General features: G+C 53.1%; 13 protein-coding genes and 2 tRNA genes. 3 read left to right on the plus strand and 12 right to left on the minus strand.

Annotated features, from left to right (window positions below; all coding sequences use genetic code 11):
- Positions 1–112: 112 nt before the first annotated feature.
- Complete coding sequence (gene uvrB, locus ACJJI7_RS21825) at positions 113–2119, minus strand: excinuclease ABC subunit UvrB (protein WP_444901211.1); 2007 nt, start codon at positions 2117–2119, stop codon at positions 113–115.
- A gap of 241 nt (positions 2120–2360) precedes the next feature.
- Here uvrB and ACJJI7_RS21830 point away from each other — a divergent pair.
- Positions 2361–2436 (plus strand) — tRNA-Asn (locus tag ACJJI7_RS21830).
- 46 nt (positions 2437–2482) lie between these two features.
- Positions 2483–2558, plus strand: a tRNA-Asn gene (locus ACJJI7_RS21835).
- Between the two features lie 790 nt (positions 2559–3348).
- Here ACJJI7_RS21835 and ACJJI7_RS21840 read toward each other — a convergent pair.
- The 11 genes from ACJJI7_RS21840 to gyrA form a co-directional block, all read right to left on the minus strand.
- Positions 3349–3657, minus strand: coding sequence for a ComEA family DNA-binding protein (locus ACJJI7_RS21840; RefSeq protein WP_020413355.1), 309 nt, complete (start codon positions 3655–3657; stop codon positions 3349–3351).
- A gap of 143 nt (positions 3658–3800) precedes the next feature.
- Positions 3801–4511: an orotidine-5'-phosphate decarboxylase gene (pyrF, locus tag ACJJI7_RS21845; protein WP_020413356.1), complete on the minus strand. Its 711-nt coding sequence runs from the start codon at positions 4509–4511 to the stop codon at positions 3801–3803.
- A gap of 60 nt (positions 4512–4571) precedes the next feature.
- Positions 4572–5762 carry a lipopolysaccharide assembly protein LapB gene (gene lapB / locus ACJJI7_RS21850; RefSeq protein ID WP_282952943.1) on the minus strand — a complete coding sequence of 397 codons (1191 nt, stop codon included), beginning with the start codon at positions 5760–5762 and terminating at the stop codon, positions 4572–4574.
- Position 5763: 1 nt separating this feature from the next.
- Positions 5764–6072, minus strand: coding sequence for a lipopolysaccharide assembly protein LapA domain-containing protein (locus ACJJI7_RS21855; RefSeq protein ID WP_245556689.1), 309 nt, complete (start codon positions 6070–6072; stop codon positions 5764–5766).
- Positions 6073–6179: 107 nt separating this feature from the next.
- Positions 6180–6488, minus strand: a complete 309-nt coding sequence (gene ihfB, locus ACJJI7_RS21860; protein WP_020413359.1) for an integration host factor subunit beta — start codon at positions 6486–6488, stop codon at positions 6180–6182.
- Positions 6489–6629: 141 nt separating this feature from the next.
- On the minus strand, positions 6630–8309 hold the full coding sequence (gene rpsA / locus ACJJI7_RS21865) for a 30S ribosomal protein S1 (protein ID WP_020413360.1): 1680 nt from the start codon (positions 8307–8309) through the stop codon (positions 6630–6632).
- Between the two features lie 168 nt (positions 8310–8477).
- The gene (gene cmk, locus ACJJI7_RS21870) at positions 8478–9167 is read right to left on the minus strand and encodes a (d)CMP kinase (RefSeq protein ID WP_282952942.1); all 690 of its coding nucleotides are present in this window, start codon (positions 9165–9167) and stop codon (positions 8478–8480) included.
- A gap of 62 nt (positions 9168–9229) precedes the next feature.
- Complete coding sequence (locus ACJJI7_RS21875) at positions 9230–11461, minus strand: bifunctional prephenate dehydrogenase/3-phosphoshikimate 1-carboxyvinyltransferase (RefSeq protein ID WP_282952941.1); 2232 nt, start codon at positions 11459–11461, stop codon at positions 9230–9232.
- Positions 11461–12564, minus strand: coding sequence for a prephenate dehydratase (pheA, locus tag ACJJI7_RS21880; protein ID WP_020413363.1), 1104 nt, complete (start codon positions 12562–12564; stop codon positions 11461–11463). Before pheA ends, ACJJI7_RS21875 begins: the two co-directional genes overlap by 1 nt.
- 53 nt (positions 12565–12617) lie before the next feature.
- The gene (gene serC, locus ACJJI7_RS21885; protein WP_282952940.1) at positions 12618–13697 is read right to left on the minus strand and encodes a 3-phosphoserine/phosphohydroxythreonine transaminase; all 1080 of its coding nucleotides are present in this window, start codon (positions 13695–13697) and stop codon (positions 12618–12620) included.
- A 167-nt stretch (positions 13698–13864) separates the two neighbouring features.
- Positions 13865–16426, minus strand: coding sequence for a DNA gyrase subunit A (gene gyrA, locus ACJJI7_RS21890; protein WP_020413365.1), 2562 nt, complete (start codon positions 16424–16426; stop codon positions 13865–13867).
- Positions 16427–16615: 189 nt separating this feature from the next.
- Between gyrA and ACJJI7_RS21895 the strand changes: the two genes are divergently transcribed.
- Positions 16616–17941: a TRZ/ATZ family hydrolase gene (locus ACJJI7_RS21895; RefSeq protein WP_020413366.1), complete on the plus strand. Its 1326-nt coding sequence runs from the start codon at positions 16616–16618 to the stop codon at positions 17939–17941.
- Positions 17942–18010 lie beyond the last annotated feature (69 nt).

An 18010-nucleotide genomic window follows, 5' to 3' on the forward strand; every position in this document is an offset into this window, starting at 1 on the left:
CACCGCTTTTCAGTGTTTTCAACAACTTACTGAACTTTTGTGTGATTAAAATTAAGGCCGTGAACCCTGCAAATCGGGCTGAGATGATTGCAGAATACAGCCCGGCATTCACCTATTCCGCCTCCTTCAGACGGGAGATCTCATCGCGCAATTTGGCTGCGGATTCAAACTCCAGGTTCTTGGCGTGCTCGTACATCTGCTCTTCAAGCTCACTGATTCGCGCCCAGCGCTGCTTGTCAGACAACGGCTTGGCATCAACTTTATAAGCACCCTTCCCTTCGGCCACCTTACGCTTGTTTTTCGGCACGCCGGGCGCCACAGCTCCTTCAAGAATGTCCGCCACACTTTTGCGAATCCCTTTGGGGGTAATGCCATGCTCTTGGTTAAAGGCGAGCTGCTTCTCACGGCGGCGGCGGGTCTCCTCGAGAGCCCGCTCCATAGAGCCTGTCACCTTATCCGCATATAGAATAGCCCGCCCCTCAAGGTTACGCGCAGCGCGGCCAATAGTCTGGATCAACGAGCGATCTGAACGCAGAAAGCCTTCCTTATCTGCATCAAAGATGGCTACCAGCGCTACTTCAGGCATATCCAGACCTTCTCGCAGAAGGTTAATACCCACCAATACATCAAATTCACCGATACGAAGATCCCGAATAATCTCTACCCGCTCTACGGTATCAATATCAGAATGCAGGTAGCGTACACGCACCCCATTCTCAGCCAGATACTCAGTCAAATCCTCGGCCATTCGCTTGGTCAGCACGGTAATAAGGACTCGCTGGTCTGCATCTGCGCAGCGGTGAATCTCTGACAGGGCATCATCCACCTGGGTTAGGGCCGGGCGAATCTCCACCTCTGGGTCAACAAGCCCGGTTGGCCGCACTACCTGCTCAACCACCTGCCCTGCGTGATCACCCTCGTAGGGCCCCGGTGTCGCCGAGACAAATACCGTCTGCGGAGCCAGGTTCTCCCACTCTTCAAACTTCAGGGGGCGGTTATCCAGGGCGGAGGGGAGGCGGAAACCGTATTCCACCAGGGTCTCTTTACGCGAGCGATCCCCCCGGTACATGCCGCCAATCTGCGGGACGGTTACATGGCTTTCATCAATAAACAGCAGGGAATCATGGGGCAAATAATCAAACAATGTGGGTGGCGGCTGGCCGACATCACGCCCGGACAGGTAGCGGGAATAGTTCTCTACGCCATTGCAGTAACCCAGCTCCTGCATCATCTCCAGGTCATACCGGGTGCGCTGATCCAGCCGCTGGGCTTCCAATAATTTATTGTTACCGCGCAACTGATCAAGGCGCACCCGCAGCTCTTCCTTGATGTGATCAATAGCACTGACGATGGTTTCCCGAGGGGTTACATAGTGAGACTTCGGGAAGATAGTGACCCGGGGAACCTTCTTGAGCTGTTCACCAGTAAGGGGGTCAAACAGGGTAATATCTTCAATCTCTTCATCAAACAAGGAGAGGCGCACCGCTTCCATATCGGAATCTGCCGGGTAGATATCGATAATATCGCCGCGCACACGGTAGGTCGCACGGCGGAAGTCTGCATCGTTACGAGTGTATTGCAGCTCCGCCAGTCGGCGTAGAATCGTACGTTGATCGACCAGGTCACCACGATCCAGGTGCAGTACCATCTTGAGGTACTTATCCGGGTCTCCCAAACCATAAATAGCTGACACTGTAGCAACCACTACCACGTCTCGCCGCTCAATCAGGGCTTTGGTGGCGGAAAGGCGCATCTGCTCAATATGCTCGTTTACCGACGCATCCTTCTCTATAAAGGTATCCGAGGATGGCACGTAAGCTTCGGGCTGATAGTAGTCGTAGTAGGAGACGAAGTACTCTACAGCATTCTTGGGGAAGAACTCTTTAAACTCACCGTAAAGCTGGGCAGCCAGCGTCTTGTTGTGAGCCATCACTATCGCCGGACGCTGCAGGCGCTCAATAATGTTGGCCATTGTGAAAGTCTTGCCCGACCCAGTGACCCCCAGCAATGTCTGATGGCTAAGGCCATCATTAATCCCTTCTGCCAACTGCTCAATTGCCACCGGCTGATCGCCGGCCGGGCTGTAGCTACTCTCTACCTTGAACGGACGCGACTCCATACACTCACCCAACCATCAATCCAAAAAACAGAATGCGATTGTAGGCCCTCCTCAAAGACCCCACAAACCCGAAAGACCTGTCACACCTCACCTCTCCCGCTATTACCCGATATCTTTTTGCGTACAAATCGAACAAATAATTTCCTGACAAATCAATTAGTTAAATCGAAAAAAAGAGTTGACCTGCCCAAAAGTGCTCTATAATATACGCGCCATCTCGACGGCACAGCCGTTAAGAAATTCCGCCTTAGCTCAGTTGGTAGAGCAAATGACTGTTAATCATTGGGTCGCTGGTTCGAGCCCAGCAGGCGGAGCCAAATTTCTAAGCGCAGCTTAATTTGCGCTATACAAATTAGATTAAATTCCGCCTTAGCTCAGTTGGTAGAGCAAATGACTGTTAATCATTGGGTCGCTGGTTCGAGCCCAGCAGGCGGAGCCAAACAAAAACCCCACACGGTACAAAAACTGTGTGGGGTTTTTTCTTTACTGTAAACTGAAAATCTTATCCCTCAATTAAAGCCCCAACTACCGCCAGGGCGATTCGCAGGCCTGACCATCAGCAAGCCCTAGCCACCTCATGAAGTCGCTTAACCGGCGCCTTGCCCTCAGGCGGAGAATCCTGACGCCGCTGCGCCCAGGCCATATCCACCAAACTCTGCCTTGGCGAATAATCCCCGACTGCCTCACGCAAGATTCGGTGGATTTCTTTGCAATCATGCCGCAAACAGGCCTGACGCAACTCGCCAAGTAAAACCTGAAGGGCTTTTGGTACAAGGCAATCTTCGGCTCGGCAACGCACATGATCACCGGGTGATAAAAACCCAGAAAAAGATATCAAAGACTCACACCGAGAAGGATACTTTACTCTGGCGAGGGTTATGAACACGATGAATTGCCCCACAACCCCTACGGACGACCCGCTATGTTAGAGGCATTGATACAACCACAAGCAATAGCGGATAACAATTACACACACAACAGGAAGCAGCCAACCCATCAATAGGCGCTGCTAACGCCTACCACCAATACAATTTACAATATTCTATCGATACGCCGTAGAAAGGACTAAGCAAACTACATGGTAGCGAAGCCCAAGGAAAGCATCAGGACACAACCCTTAAACCCGAAGCAAAAGGCCTGACCTGCTAGCGCACCCAAATTAAAACCGGGCCCAACTGGGCACCAGTTGAATGCCCGGCAATAGCTAATAACGGACAGCTTTCCAAATACTAAAGGCGAATCCTCTCCTTGTTTTTCTTAAGTGTCGTCGCGCCGATACCCTTTACATTCAACAACTGATCAATAGAAGTAAAGGGGCCATGTTTCTCACGATACTCTATGATTAACTGCGCCCGAGCCTCCCCTATGCCATCCAGCTTTTCAGCCAGCTCAACGACTGATGCACTGTTTATATTAACCTCTGATATCAATTGTTTTGCAGCTTCAACCTCTCCATCATCTGCAAAAACCATCACCGGCTGGCAAAGTGCAAAAGTTAGTACAAATACAGCAGAAAGTAATACGCGAAAGTTTGTCATGATTGACTCCAAGTGAAAGTGTTTTTTGTTTCACATTGGGACTGCCAATACTTCCCCAAGCCGCACCATGATAACTATGCGCCGAGCTCAAACTCACTTAGCACTAATTACACCACATCACATACGACCAAAGTAATCAAAGCTTACTTACCTGAAACTTCGGTCAAAATACCCTGTAGTGCCTCTAGCGGATTTGCAGATGCGGTTATCGGGCGCCCAATAACGAGATAGTCAGAACCTTCCGCAATAGCTTCAGAAGGTGTCAATGTGCGGCGCTGATCCCCAGCATCACTCCCAGCCGGGCGAATACCGGGAGTCACCAAGGCAAACTCCGGCCCACAGGCCAGCTTAAGAGCGCTCGCTTCACGTGCAGAACACACAACCCCATCAAGACCGCAGGCTTTGGCCTTCTCTGCCAAACCCACTACATGATCTTTTAGTGATTTTTCAACTCCCGCGGCTTTCAGTTCCTCTGGAGTGGTGCTTGTTAATACAGTTACCCCGATTAGTAGTGGCTTACTATCGCCAAACTCTTCAAGAGCTTCAGAGGCCGCTCTCATCATGCGCTCGCCACCACTGGCATGTACATTGACCATCCAGACACCCAGGCGCGCTGCGGCCTTCACCGCAGAGGCCACAGTATTTGGAATATCGTGAAACTTTAAATCGAGAAAAACCTCAAAACCTCGCTCTACAAGAGCCCGAACCACATCGGGTCCAGCAATGGTAAAAAGCTCTTTACCTACTTTTACCCGGCAAAGGGCCGGATCAAGCTGGCCCGCCATAGCCAGGGCCGCTTCTTTATTGTCATAGTCGAGAGCGACAACGATTGGAGAGGAAACTTGAGAGCGCAAAGAAATACCTCATATAAATTTCATTGGTACATTGATTGAGCAAAAGACAAGCAGCCGGAACTACTCACCTTCGATACCCTTGACCGAACGGACAGAGTCCCAGTGCTTGCAACTGGGGCACAGCCAATGCAATTGATTGCCGGAAAAACCACAATTACTACATCGATAATGGGGGCGGTTTGCGATCAATTGATCAACCAGCGTTTTTAACAGGGAGAGATTTTCTCTCGCTCTACCTTGTGCCGTGCCAATATACAAATCAAGAAAACGCCCCAGCCCTCGCAAAGAAGGGCGCAAAGCCAATTGCTTACCCATAAACGCTGCCGCAGCGGCTTCGCTATCCTGCTCCTGGATTCGCTCAGCCAGTGCTATTAATACGCTATTCGAGGGGTGCTCCTTTAGGAGGGACTCCAGATACCGATCCAGGCCTCGGCCATCATCAAGCTCTCCATAACACGTCAGGAGAAGCTCCAGAATCTCCGGAATATAGTCAGGGCTCTGCTTGGGGATCCTCTGCAAGACCTTGATGGCATCACGCTGCTTGCCGAGTAGATACTCCAGGCGCGCCCAAAGCAAACAGGCCCGCACTGAACTGCGATCATACCCCAGGGCTGCATCTAAATGTTTACGCGCACTGAGGTAGTCCTTAGCAGCAATCGCCTCCTCTGCCAACTCACAGCAAAAATGTGCCTGCACTGGCGCCCAATCAGCAGATAAGCGCTTAAATCGGCGGCCATGCAACAAGTTGACGGCATGAATTGCTTTGGCCCACTCGCGCTCATCCCGATAGACTTCTACTAAGTGCTCAAGACTGGTTGTACGCAGCTCCTGGGAAGTTTCTACCAGTTCCTGCAGCAGGCGTTCAGCACGGTCGAGCCACCCCGCAGCAATATAATCACAAGCCAGTTCGAACTGAGCCTTATGCTGACTCTGCCTGGATAGACTGGGACGCGCCAACAAATTTTGGTGCACTCTTATTGCCTGATCGTACTCACCCCGCCTTCTCAAAAGATTCCCCAATGCCAAATGGGTATCAAAAGTGGCCGGGCTGACCTCAAGCGAGTCAATAAATTTATCAATACTATCGTCGTGGTGTTCGCTGAGCAGGTAATTCAGCCCCTGCGCATAGGAACGAGCCAGGGATTCTTCCTGCTCGCTGAAGTCCGGCTTCTTTTTGGAGCTGCCTCGCCCCAGCATCCAGCCTATGGCGATGGCTGCCAGCAGGAAAAAGAAATAGGCGAAATCGAGCAAATCAGTCTCCGGATACCTTGCGGTGAGCAGCCTGAAGCTCTCGCTCCATTTTCTTTAACTGTCTACTCAACCCCCTTACCCGGCGACGCTGCGTAAAGAGAGGTAGCAGGCTAGCCAAAACTCCCAGCAAAATCCCCAAAAGCAGCATTGCGATAAGCCAAACTCCCACACTGCCAGAAAATGGGGAGTACCCTGCGATAACCGGTGAAATAATTTGGGGATTTTCCACTGATATATAGATGCCGAGGGCGACACACAGAAGGGCCACAAAGCCAAGAAAAACGTGCATCAACCAACGCAAGAATGACAAGGGAACCTCCACGTTCCACTAGATAGCTTTATTAAGAAGCCACAGAGACTATTCAGGAAAATCACATGATGCAGAGCGAATCACAATCAGCCGCTGCCGAGGTGTAATCATACCCCGATCCCTGCCTCATCGTGCATACTCCGATTGACTCTGTCGCGCAGTTCCTTACCAGGCTTGAAGTGAGGAACATATTTGCCCGCCAAGTCCACGGCATCCCCGGTTTTAGGGTTCCGCCCTGTACGTGGTGCCCGGTAATGTAATGAAAAACTACCAAAACCTCGTATTTCTATCCGCTCACCCTGGGAGAGCGCGTCAGACATGGAGTCCAACATAACTTTGACTGCCAGCTCTACATCTTTTACCGGCAGCTGATCCAACCTCAACGCAATCCTTTCGATCAGTTCGGATTTGGTCATGTGCCCCGCAACCTTTCTAAGTCATTGATTATTTTGGAGTAGAGCAGCAATCATCTAATAGAAAGCCGGACTGGGCAACCCCAGTCCGGCTTTCGGGTCACTCCAAATGCTTCATCTGGAGCTCTAAACAATCAAAGATAATCAGTCTTTGTTGTTCATCTGCGCCTTGATCAGGTCACCGATAGTAGCGGGCTGAACCTGCTCAGACTGCTTCTTACTGTGATCCTTGATAGCTTGCTTCTCGTCATCCTGGTCTTTGGCTTTGATAGACAGGCTGATCACACGGTTCTTGCGATCCACACTGGTGATCTTAGCTTCTACCTCTTCACCTTCTTTCAGGACATTGCGAGCATCTTCAACCTTATCTCGGCTGATTTCAGAAGCGCGCAGAACGCCTTCTACTTCGTTCGCCAGGGTGATTACTGCCTGCTTAGCATCAACTTCCTTAACAGTACCTACAACGATGCTGCCGCGGTCGCTGGTAGAAACGTAGTCGGAGAACGGATCGGACTCCAGCTGCTTGATACCCAGGGAGATGCGCTCGCGCTCGGAGTCGATACCCAGGATAACAGTCTCGATTTCGTCGCCTTTCTTGAACTTGCGTACGGCTTCTTCGCCAGCTTCGTTCCAGGAGATGTCGGACAGGTGCACCAGACCGTCGATGCTGCCGTCGAGACCGATAAAGATACCGAAATCAGTGATGGACTTGATCTTACCGGAGATCTTGTCACCCTTAGCGAATTTACGCGCAAAGGCATCCCACGGGTTTTCCTGGCACTGCTTGATACCCAGGGAGATACGACGACGCTCTTCGTCGATATCCAGGATCATCACCTCTACCTCGTCGCCCACCTGGACAACTTTGGACGGGTGGATGTTCTTGTTGGTCCAATCCATTTCGGAAACGTGTACCAGACCTTCCACACCTTCTTCCAGCTCGGCGAAGCAGCCGTAGTCGGTCAAGTTGGTTACAACCGCCTTCACGCGGCTGTTTTCTGGGTAACGCTGCTTGATGGATACCCAAGGATCTTCGCCCAGCTGCTTCAGGCCCAGGGATACACGGCTGCGCTCACGATCGAACTTCAATACTTTTACTTCGATCTCGTCGCCAACGTTCACGATCTCGCTCGGATGCTTGATGCGCTTCCAAGCCATATCGGTGATGTGCAGCAGGCCATCGATACCGCCCAGGTCCACGAAAGCACCATAATCGGTCAGGTTCTTCACGATACCCTTGATGCTCATGCCTTCCTGCAGGCTTTCCAGCAGTGCTTCACGCTCTTCGGAAGTCGCAGCTTCCATTACCGCGCGACGGGAAACAACAACGTTGTTACGCTTGGAGTCCAGCTTGATAACTTTGAACTCGAGCTCTTTACCTTCCAGGTGCGCGGTGTCGCGAACCGGACGAACATCAACCAGAGAGCCGGGCAGGAATGCGCGGATATTGGCAACGTCAACAGTAAAGCCACCCTTAACCTTGCCACTGATAACACCTTTAACCACTTCGTCAGCTGCGTGGGCTGCGTCGAGGATTTTCCAGGCTTCAGCGCGCTTGGCTTTTTCACGGGACAGACGGGTTTCACCGAAACCGTCTTCCACAGCTTCCAGGGCAACCTGTACTTCGTCGCCCACCTGCAGCTCAACTTCGCCCTTGTCATTGGCGAACTGTGCGGCAGGGATAACACCTTCAGACTTCAGGCCCGCGTGAACGGTTACCCAGTCTTTGTCTACGTCAATTACAACACCGGTTACAATAGCGCCCGGTGCCATTTCAACGCTTTTCAGGCTCTCTTCAAATAGTTCAGCAAAGCTCTCGCTCATTACATTACCTATAGTGCTGGGCCCAGCCGTTGGTAACTGTTGAGTTTAGTCAACCGCCAGCCGTGACCCCAACCGCGTTGCCAGCACGCGGGTCGGATTACAACAACGGCCGGGCAATTCTGGCGGATCCCGGCCGTTATCGTTAGTAAACTATGTGCTGCTCAAACTTCAGGACGAAATTCGATCCTGTATCAAATCGAGCACCTTTTGGAGAACTTCATCGATACCCACCCCTGTGCTATCGAGCTCTACCGCATCCTCAGCGGGAGCCAGGGGAGAGGCTTTTCTATTCATATCCTGTGCATCACGGGCACGGATGTCCTCCAGCAGGTCGCGGAGGCTAACAGAAACACCCCTCTCCCGCAACTGCGCCTCGCGACGCCTGGCGCGCTCCTCGGCGCTGGCTGTCAGGAATACTTTGACTGGCGCGTCAGGAAACACCGTAGTCCCCATATCCCTGCCATCTGCAACCAGGCCGGGAGACAGACGAAAATCTCGCTGCCGCTGCAATAAAGCGGCCCTCACTCCAGGAATTGCAGCCACAGATGATGCAGCCATACTAACCCGCTCCATCCGAATATCATCAGTGACCTCGCGCCCATCAAGAACCACCCGCAGCTTACCTTCACTCACAGCAAAGTGAACATCCAAGGCCTTTGCCACCTGAGTGAGCGCCTCCTCATCAGCCAGGTCTACCCCCTTATCAAGAGCAGCCAGAGCCGCAGCCCTATACAGGGCGCCAGAATCAAGCAAGGTAAAGCCCAGGCGGTCCGCCAGCAGCTTGGCTATAGTGCCCTTCCCCGAGCCACTAGGGCCATCAATTGTGACTACCGGCGGCAGCCTGTTCGAATCACTCATATCTTCTAATAAAACTCTACTTCTGAAATAACTGCGCGAACTGCGAGGTTTCCAAATTCCCCCTAAGCCAACTGAAGCTTTAAGCCAGCCTCCGTCGCCAGTTCGGCAAAATTTGGAAATGAGGTAGCCACGTTGGCGCAATGAAGGATGCGGATTGTATCTTTTGCGCGCAATGATGCCACTGCAAAGGCCATGGCAATACGGTGGTCCCCCAGGCTATCAACTGTCCCACCAGAGAATACGTTTTTCTCGCCAGTACCCTGAATCACAATACCATCAGGGGTTGCCCTGGCCGACACCCCCAGCGCCGCCAACCCATTCGCCATTGCCTGAATGCGGTCGCTCTCTTTAACACGCAATTCCTCTGCCCCGGTCAGCACAGTCTCTCCCTCTGCACACGCAGCGGCAATAAACAGGGCCGGAAACTCATCAATAGCCAGTGGCACCAGGTCTTCTGGAATGCGAATGCCTTGCAGTGGGGCATAGCGAATCCGTATGTCCGCTACTGGCTCTCCACCCACCTCTCGTACATTTTCGAGCTCAATATCAGCCCCCATAGCCCGCAAAATACTTATTACGCCGTCTCGCGTCGGGTTGATCCCCACATGCTCCAGCACAATATCTGAACCAGGAGAGATAGCCGCTGCCACCATAAAGAAAGCAGCGGAAGAGATATCTGCTGGCACATCAATACGGCAGGCCGCCAAAGCCCCTCCGCCACAAACACTTGCCTTAGCGCCGTTTCGCTCTACTACATACCCAAAACCTTGCAACATACGCTCGGTATGATCTCGGGTAGGCGCCGGTTCCACAGTAGAGGTTTCGCCATCAGCGTAGAGCCCAGCGAGGAGCACAGCGGATTTCACCTGGGCACTAGCCATCGGCAACGGGTAGTTGACCCCTGCCAGCTGCCCACCGCCTTTGATCAAAAGCGGTGGGCGCCCTTCCGGCCCGGTTTCAATATTTGCACCCATCTCCCGCAACGGATTGGCCACCCTATTCATGGGGCGCTTGGAGAGAGACTCATCGCCTGTAAGGGTCACATCAAAGTCCTGCCCGGCAAGCAGTCCCGCCAGCAGCCGCATGGAGGTACCTGAATTACCCAAGTACAAGGGCCCCGGAGGTGCCTTCAATCCGCGCATACCCACGCCGTGGATAATTACCCGACCATCGTGCGGCCCCTCTATCACCACTCCCATATCACGAAAAGCCTGTAAAGTCGCCAGCGCGTCCTCCCCTTCAAGGAAACCCTCCACCTGCGTCACCCCTTCTGCCAGGGAGCCCAGCATAATGGAACGGTGTGACATCGACTTATCTCCAGGTACCCGGAACTTGCCTGTGACCTTGGCAGCAGGCTGTGCAATAAAAGTAATTTCCTGTGCTTGCATAGAATCTGAATACGCTTGTTTCGCCAACATTTTTGTAAAGTGATCCCGGGCCGCTTTGGCTCGGGTGAAGACACCCATCAGCGCCGCACTATCGCCGGAGGCAATGGCACTACGTAAAGATGAGAGATTGAGACTGTAGAGATCGATTGCCTTTAAAATGGCATCCCGGTTAGCCAGCATAATATCTCGCCACATGACCGGGTCACTGGAGGCAATTCGAGTGAAGTCGCGAAAACCACCGGCTGCATAGCGAAAAATATTTTCATTTTCTGCATCGTGCGCAAGAGTGTCCACGAGACTAAAAGCGATGACATGAGGAAGGTGGCTGGTCGCCGCCAATACCTCATCATGCTCCTCCACTGGCATTTTAAGCACTTCAGCACCAGCCGCCTGCCAAGCCAGCTCCACCAGCTGCAAATGACTCGTATCGGTTTCCGGCAGCGGAGCAAGAATAACCCGATGATCGCGATAAAGATCATCCCTGGCCGCTGTCACGCCACTTTTCTCTGACCCGGCAATAGGGTGGCCCGGAACCAGGAAATCGGGCATTCGCCCCCATACCTTTTTTGCCGCAACTACCACACTACCCTTAACGCTGGCAGCATCTGTAGCGGTTACCCCATTTGGCAAGGCCCCTTTAAGTTGAGCAAACACCGACTCCACCGCAAGCGTGGGTACCGCGACAAAAACCAGGTCGCCAGGCTCAAGCTCGGGTAGCACTTCCTCGAGACGGGTGCTGGCTCGGTCGACAATGCCCAACCTTCTAGCCTGCTCACAGGTTTCAGCGTTAGGAGCAACACCAATAACCTCCCGGCAGGCACCTGCTGCCTTTAGCGCCAGAGCAAAACTTCCACCAATAAGGCCAATCCCAATAACCAGCAGCCGGCCAATTTGCTCTTGCTCCATCAGAGTACACCGCGCGGATAGGAGCCCAGCACCTTCAAGTCGGAGGCACAAGCCCCAACCTCTCTCAAGGCTGCAGAGATTCCATCTGCATCCCGGTGGCCTTTAAAATCAATAAAGAACACATAAGTCCAGTTACCTGATTGAGACGGGCGGGTTTCCACACGGGTCAAGTCGATACTGTAGCGACGGAACGGTTCCAGAAGATCATGCAATGCACCCGGCTCGTTGCGCATGGATACCATCAGGGAGGTCTTATCATCCCCGCTGACTGGAACCTGCTGCGTACCAATAATCAGAAAGCGGGTGGAGTTGTCCGGGCGGTCCTCAATCTTTTCCGAAAGAACCTTCAGGCCGTACAAATCAGCCGCCATGTCACCGGCAATCGCCGCAGTATTCCACTCCCCCTTAACTCGTTTGGCCGCATCAGCATTGCTGGACACAGCCACCCGCTCCACATTGGGGTAATGGGCATCAAGCCATTTGCGGCACTGCGCCAGACTTTGCGCATGGGAATAAATACGGGTGATTGACTCAGGCCGTGTTACATCCGAGATCATCAAGTGATGGTGAATCCGCAACTCCACCTCTCCGCAAATACTCAGATTGGAATTCATGAAGTTGTCCAGAGTGTGGTTGATCACACCCTCGGTAGAATTCTCAACGGGCACCACGCCATAGCTCACCGCCCCCGCTTCCACCTCTCGAAACACTTCATCGATAGCGGCGAGCGGGCGGCTTTTGGCCGAGTTGCCAAAATGCTTCAATGCGGCCTGCTGGGTAAAAGTACCCTCTGGCCCCAGATAAGCCACCTTGACCGGCTCTTCTAACGCGAGGCAGGCTGACATAATTTCACGGAACAATCGCGCCATTTCCTCATTGGTCAAGGGCCCTGGATTGCGCTCCATAGCCTTGCGCAACACCTGCGCCTCCCTCTCGGGCCGATAATACAGCGCGTCTTCACCAGTTGCCTTTTTCACCTCTGCAACCTCCAGCGCACAGCGCGCCCGCTCACTAATAAGCTGGGCGATCTCGGCATCAATGCCATCTATACGGTTGCGCAGCTCTAATAAGCGCTGGTCGCCACTAGTAGTTTCCTCTGTCATTCGCCTATCTACTTTTCCGTGAATTCATCAGTATTATTTACCCTTTCCGACACTTAACCCCGGCGAACCTCAAAGTCCGCCATAAATGCCACCAAAGCCTTCACCGCTTCCAGAGGAACAGCGTTATATAGAGAAGCGCGCATGCCACCGACCGAGCGATGCCCCTTCAAACTTAACAGTCCAGCAGCTTGGGATTCCTCCAGGAATAATTTATCAAGACTGGCGTCTGCCAATACGAAAGGCACATTCATACGCGAACGACTACCCACCTCTACCGGACTGGAGAAAAAGTCGCTGCTATCCAAGAAGTTGTAGAGCATTTTGGATTTTGCATCGGCCTGCTTTGCCATCTCCTCAACACCACCCTGAGCCTTCAGCCATTGGAAAACCAGGCCTGACAGATACCAGGCAAAAGTAGGCGGCGTGTTATCCATAGAGCCCGCATCAGCAGCCACCTTCCAGCTCAAACTGCGGGGGATATTTTCCATTGAACGATCGAGCAAATCATCACGAATCACGGCTACGGCAATACCTGAAGGACCAATATTTTTCTGTGCGCCGGCATAAATTACACCGAAGTTCTCCACCTCAATAGGTTGCGACAAAATAGTCGAGGACATATCAGCCACCAGCGGGCAATCCACCTCCGGCACATAATCAAACTCCACACCGCCAATCGTTTCATTCGGCGTATAGTGTAGATATGCGGCCCCTTCCGTTTGCTGCCAACTGTCTGCAGCTGGCACATAGCTGAAATTTCGATCCTCACTGGAAGCCACTACATTGACCTCACCGTAGCGACGAGCCTCTTTAATCGCCTTGGCCGCCCAGTGACCTGAATGAATAAAATCGGCCTTGGTAGACCCAGCGCCGAGAAGATTCCAGGGCACGGCACTGAACTGCCCAGTTGCACCACCCTGAAGAAACAATACTTTGTAGTTGCTCGGCACACTGAGCAGATCGCGGAGGTCCTGTTCGGCCCGCTCAGCCACCTCAACAAACTCTGGAGAGCGGTGGCTGACCTCCATTACAGAGCAACCGAGCCCTTGCCAATCGAGCAACTCCCTTTGCGCCTGCTCCAGTACGGGCTGCGGTAAAGCGGCAGGGCCTGCACAGAAATTAAACTTCCTCATGAGCTGATTTCCACAATACAAAAAAGGTTTCAAATACAACTAGATGTGTCTACGCACAAATTGCCATTCAGGGGGATAGATATCGCGCCTTTAGCGTTTTTCGTGGGAGCCAAAGGCAAGAAAGGCCGCGATAAACGCAGCCTTTCTTAGTGGTCTGGAGCGGTGGGTCACTCTTCCCCACCGTTTTCTTCACCGTCATCTTCGGTCTCTTCAATGCGACCGAGACCAACCAGCTTCTCGCCAGTCTTCAGGCGAATCACTCGCACCCCCTGCGTGTTGCGCCCAAGTACAGACACTTCATCAACACGGGTGCGCACCAGAGTGCCCTGGTCGGAGATCAACATCATCTCTTCACCCGGATGCACCTGACAGGCACCAACCAAGGCACCGTTGCGTTCACTTTCCGCGATCGCAATAACACCCTGGGTACCGCGCCCCTTGGTGGGGAATTCGCTGATAGCTGTGCGCTTACCATAACCATTCTCAGTAGCCATCATCACAGAGCCACCCTCTTCAGGGATAACCATAGCGATAACCTGCTGACCTTCCTGCATACGAATACCGCGAACACCACGGGAAACACGACCCATAGAGCGCACATTGGACTCGGAGAAGCGCGCTGCCTTACCGGCGCTGGTAAACAGCGCTACATCGCGCTCACCATCGGTAATCGCAGTGGCTACCAGGCGATCGCCCTCTTCCAATTCAATTGCACGCAAACCAACACTGCGGGGGCGGGCAAACGCGGTGAGGGGGGTTTTCTTTACGGTGCCATTGGCGGTAGTGAAGAAGATAAAGTGATTTTCGTCGTACTCGGACACCGGCATCATGCTGCTGATACGTTCACCCTCTTCCAAGGGCAGCATATTAACCATTGGGCGACCACGGGAGGCTCGGCCAGCGGTGGGCACTTCGTAGACTTTCAGCCAGTACACCTTGCCCTTATTGGAGAAGCACAGAAGGGTGTCATGGGAGTTGGCGATCAATAGATGCTCGACGAAGTCCTCGTCTTTTACCTGGGTCGCGGATTTACCCATACCACCACGGCGCTGGGCCTGGTAATCGGTCAGAGGCTGGCTCTTGGCGTAACCACCGTGGGAGATAGTTACTACCTTGTCTTCCGGGGTAATCAGGTCTTCAACGGTCAGATCCTGGCGAGACGCAACGATATCGGTTCGACGCTCATCGTTAAAGTCCTTTGACAGCTGCTCTAACTCTTCGCGGATCACTTCCATCAGACGCTCGAAGCTACCGAGGATATGCAGATATTCAGCAATCTGCTCCAGTCGATCCTGGTATTCGGCCAGCAGCTTATCGTGCTCCATGCCCGTCAGGCGGTGCAGGCGCAATTCGAGAATTGCCTGAGCCTGGGCCGGGGACAAGTAGTAAGCGTCGTCGCGCAGACCAAATTCTTGCGGCAGATCATCTGGACGGCAGGCATCAGCACCAGCCCGCTCCAGGAACTGCTGTACATTGCCTACAGGCCAGCCTTTGGCCAGCAACGCCTCGCGGGCATCTGCCGGCGTGGCGGAAGACTTGATCAGCTCAATTACCGGATCAATATTGGCGATGGCAATCGCCAGACCTTCCAGAATATGACCGCGCTCGCGGGCTTTGCGCAACAGGTAGACCGTACGGCGGGTAACGACTTCCTGACGGTGGCGAATAAAGTGCTCGAGCAGCTCTTTGAGGTTCAATACCTTGGGCTGGCCATCGACCAGGGCTACCATATTGATACCGAAGACGCTTTCCAGCTGGGTCTGGGAATAGAGGTTATTCAGAACCACATCACCCAGCTCTCCCCGCTTAAGCTCAATCACTACGCGCAAGCCGTCTTTGTCGGACTCGTCGCGCAACTCAGAGATACCCTCGATCTTTTTCTCTTTCACCAGCTCAGCAATACGCTCGATCAAGCGCGCCTTATTCAGCTGGAAGGGGATCTCAGTAATGATGATGGTTTCGCGATTGGTCTTGTCATCGCGGATCACATCTGCTTTGGCACGCACATAAATGCGCCCACGGCCAGTGCGGTAGGCCAGGAGAATACCGGCGCGGCCATTGATGATGGCGCCCGTGGGGAAGTCCGGCCCGGGGATGTACTCCATCAGGTCGTCGACGGTCAACTCGGAATTGTCGATCAGAGCCAGGCATGCCTTGATCACCTCACCCAGGTTGTGGGGAGGAATATTGGTAGCCATGCCCACCGCAATACCGGAGGAGCCATTGACCAAAAGGTTCGGCACACGGGAAGGCAACACCTCCGGCATTTGCTCGGAACCATCGTAATTATCGACAAAGTTAACCGTTTCTTTATCGAGGTCGGACAGCAGCTCGTGGGCCAACTTGTCCATACGGATCTCGGTGTATCGCATGGCAGCTGGGCTGTCACCATCGATAGAACCGAAGTTACCCTGGCCATCTACCAGGGTGTAACGCATAGAAAACGGCTGCGCCATACGCACAATAGTGTCGTAGACCGCAGTGTCTCCGTGCGGGTGATATTTACCGATTACATCACCAACGACACGCGCTGATTTTTTGTATGGTTTATTCCAGTCGTTTTTAAGCTCGCTCATCGCGTAGAGCACGCGGCGGTGTACCGGCTTGAGGCCATCGCGTACATCCGGCAGTGCGCGCCCGACAATCACGCTCATGGCATAGTCGAGATAAGACTGCTTGAGTTCTTCTTCGATATTAATCGGAGAGATTTCTTTGGCTAATTCGCCCATGGCTTACGGCGTTCCTTTTATAGCGCGGGCATGTGTACCGAGCCCGGATAAGCGGGCGATTCTAGCATAGTTTGACGCCGTTGGAGGGGGGCATCTGAACAGCCACTCACGCCATTTAGATCCCTGGTTGCCGTAACAGTCCCCCGCCGCTAAAGTTGAATCCACTTTAACCGCCGCCTCTTAGCACTTATGTCACAGCCCGTCGATACATTGATCCACGCACGCTGGATTATTCCAGTGATTCCTGAACAAAAAGTGTACGAAGATTGCTCTCTCGCTATTGAGCAGGGCCGAATTACGGCACTCTTGCCCTCCTCAGAAGCCAAGATCCGTTTTAAGGCAAGCCAGGAAGTAGATCTCAACCAGCACGCCTTGATTCCCGGCTTAATTAATACTCACAATCACGCCCCTATGACATTGCTGCGAGGCTATGCCGATGACCGCCCGTTAAAAGAGTGGTTGGAGCAACATATCTGGCCGACAGAACAACGCTGGGTGGGCCCAGAATTTGTCGCAGATGGCAGTCGTCATGCCATTGCCGAAATGCTGAGATCTGGCACCACTACATTTTCTGACCAGTATTTCTTTCCTGAGGCCGTAGCTTGTGCAGCACGGGAAAGTGGCATCCGGGCCCATATCGCCTTTCCTGTACTGGACGCACCCACTCCTTGGAGCCGGCATAGTGAGGAAGCACTACATAAGGGTCTAGCTCTTCGAGATGATTATCGCGCCCATGAGCGTATCGAAGTGGTCTTTGCACCGCACGCCCCCTATACAGTGGGGGATCAGACCCTGGAAAAAATCGCTGTATGCTCTGCGGAGGCCCAGGTTCCCATACAAATACACCTGCATGAGACTTTTCACGAGGTAGAAACCGCTTTAGAGAAAAGTGGAGAACGCCCAACTGAGCGCCTCTTGCGCCTGGGCCTGATGGGGCCGCAAACTCTATGTGTGCACATGGTCGCAACCAACGAAAGGGATATCGAGCTACTAAGTAAAAGCGGCGCCCATGTAGCGCATTGCCCCTCTTCAAATCTCAAACTAGCTTCCGGCTTCTGCCCTGCGACAGAGATTCTAGACGCCGGTATCAATGTATCGCTTGGCACTGATGGCGCAGCCAGCAATAACAGCCAGGACCTTTTTGCCGAAGCTAATACCGCCGCCCTTCTGGCAAAAGCAGTCAGCGGCCGAGCTACCGCTCTACCCGCACACCAAGCCCTGGCAATGGCCACTATCAACGGCGCACGTGCACTGGGAATTGATGAAATTACCGGAAGCCTTGAAATTGGTAAAAGTGCAGACATTACTGCTATCAATTTGGGAGGAATTGAGCAACAGCCAGTGCACGACCCGATCTCCCAGCTGATTTATACCGGGGGCGGCCATAATGTAAGTGATGTCTGGGTAGCCGGCAGACAACTTTTAAAGCAACGCCAATTGCAAACCTTGAACGAAATAGAGGTAGTTCAGCGAGCACAACTGTGGCGTGATAGAATTGCCGGCCATTCGCGCTAAGCGCGAATTAACCCCCAGTGATCCTATTACCGGCGAGGGTCGGCCACTAGCGACGGAGTTTGCATAGAA

It is taken from the genome of Microbulbifer variabilis (assembly GCF_056232115.1).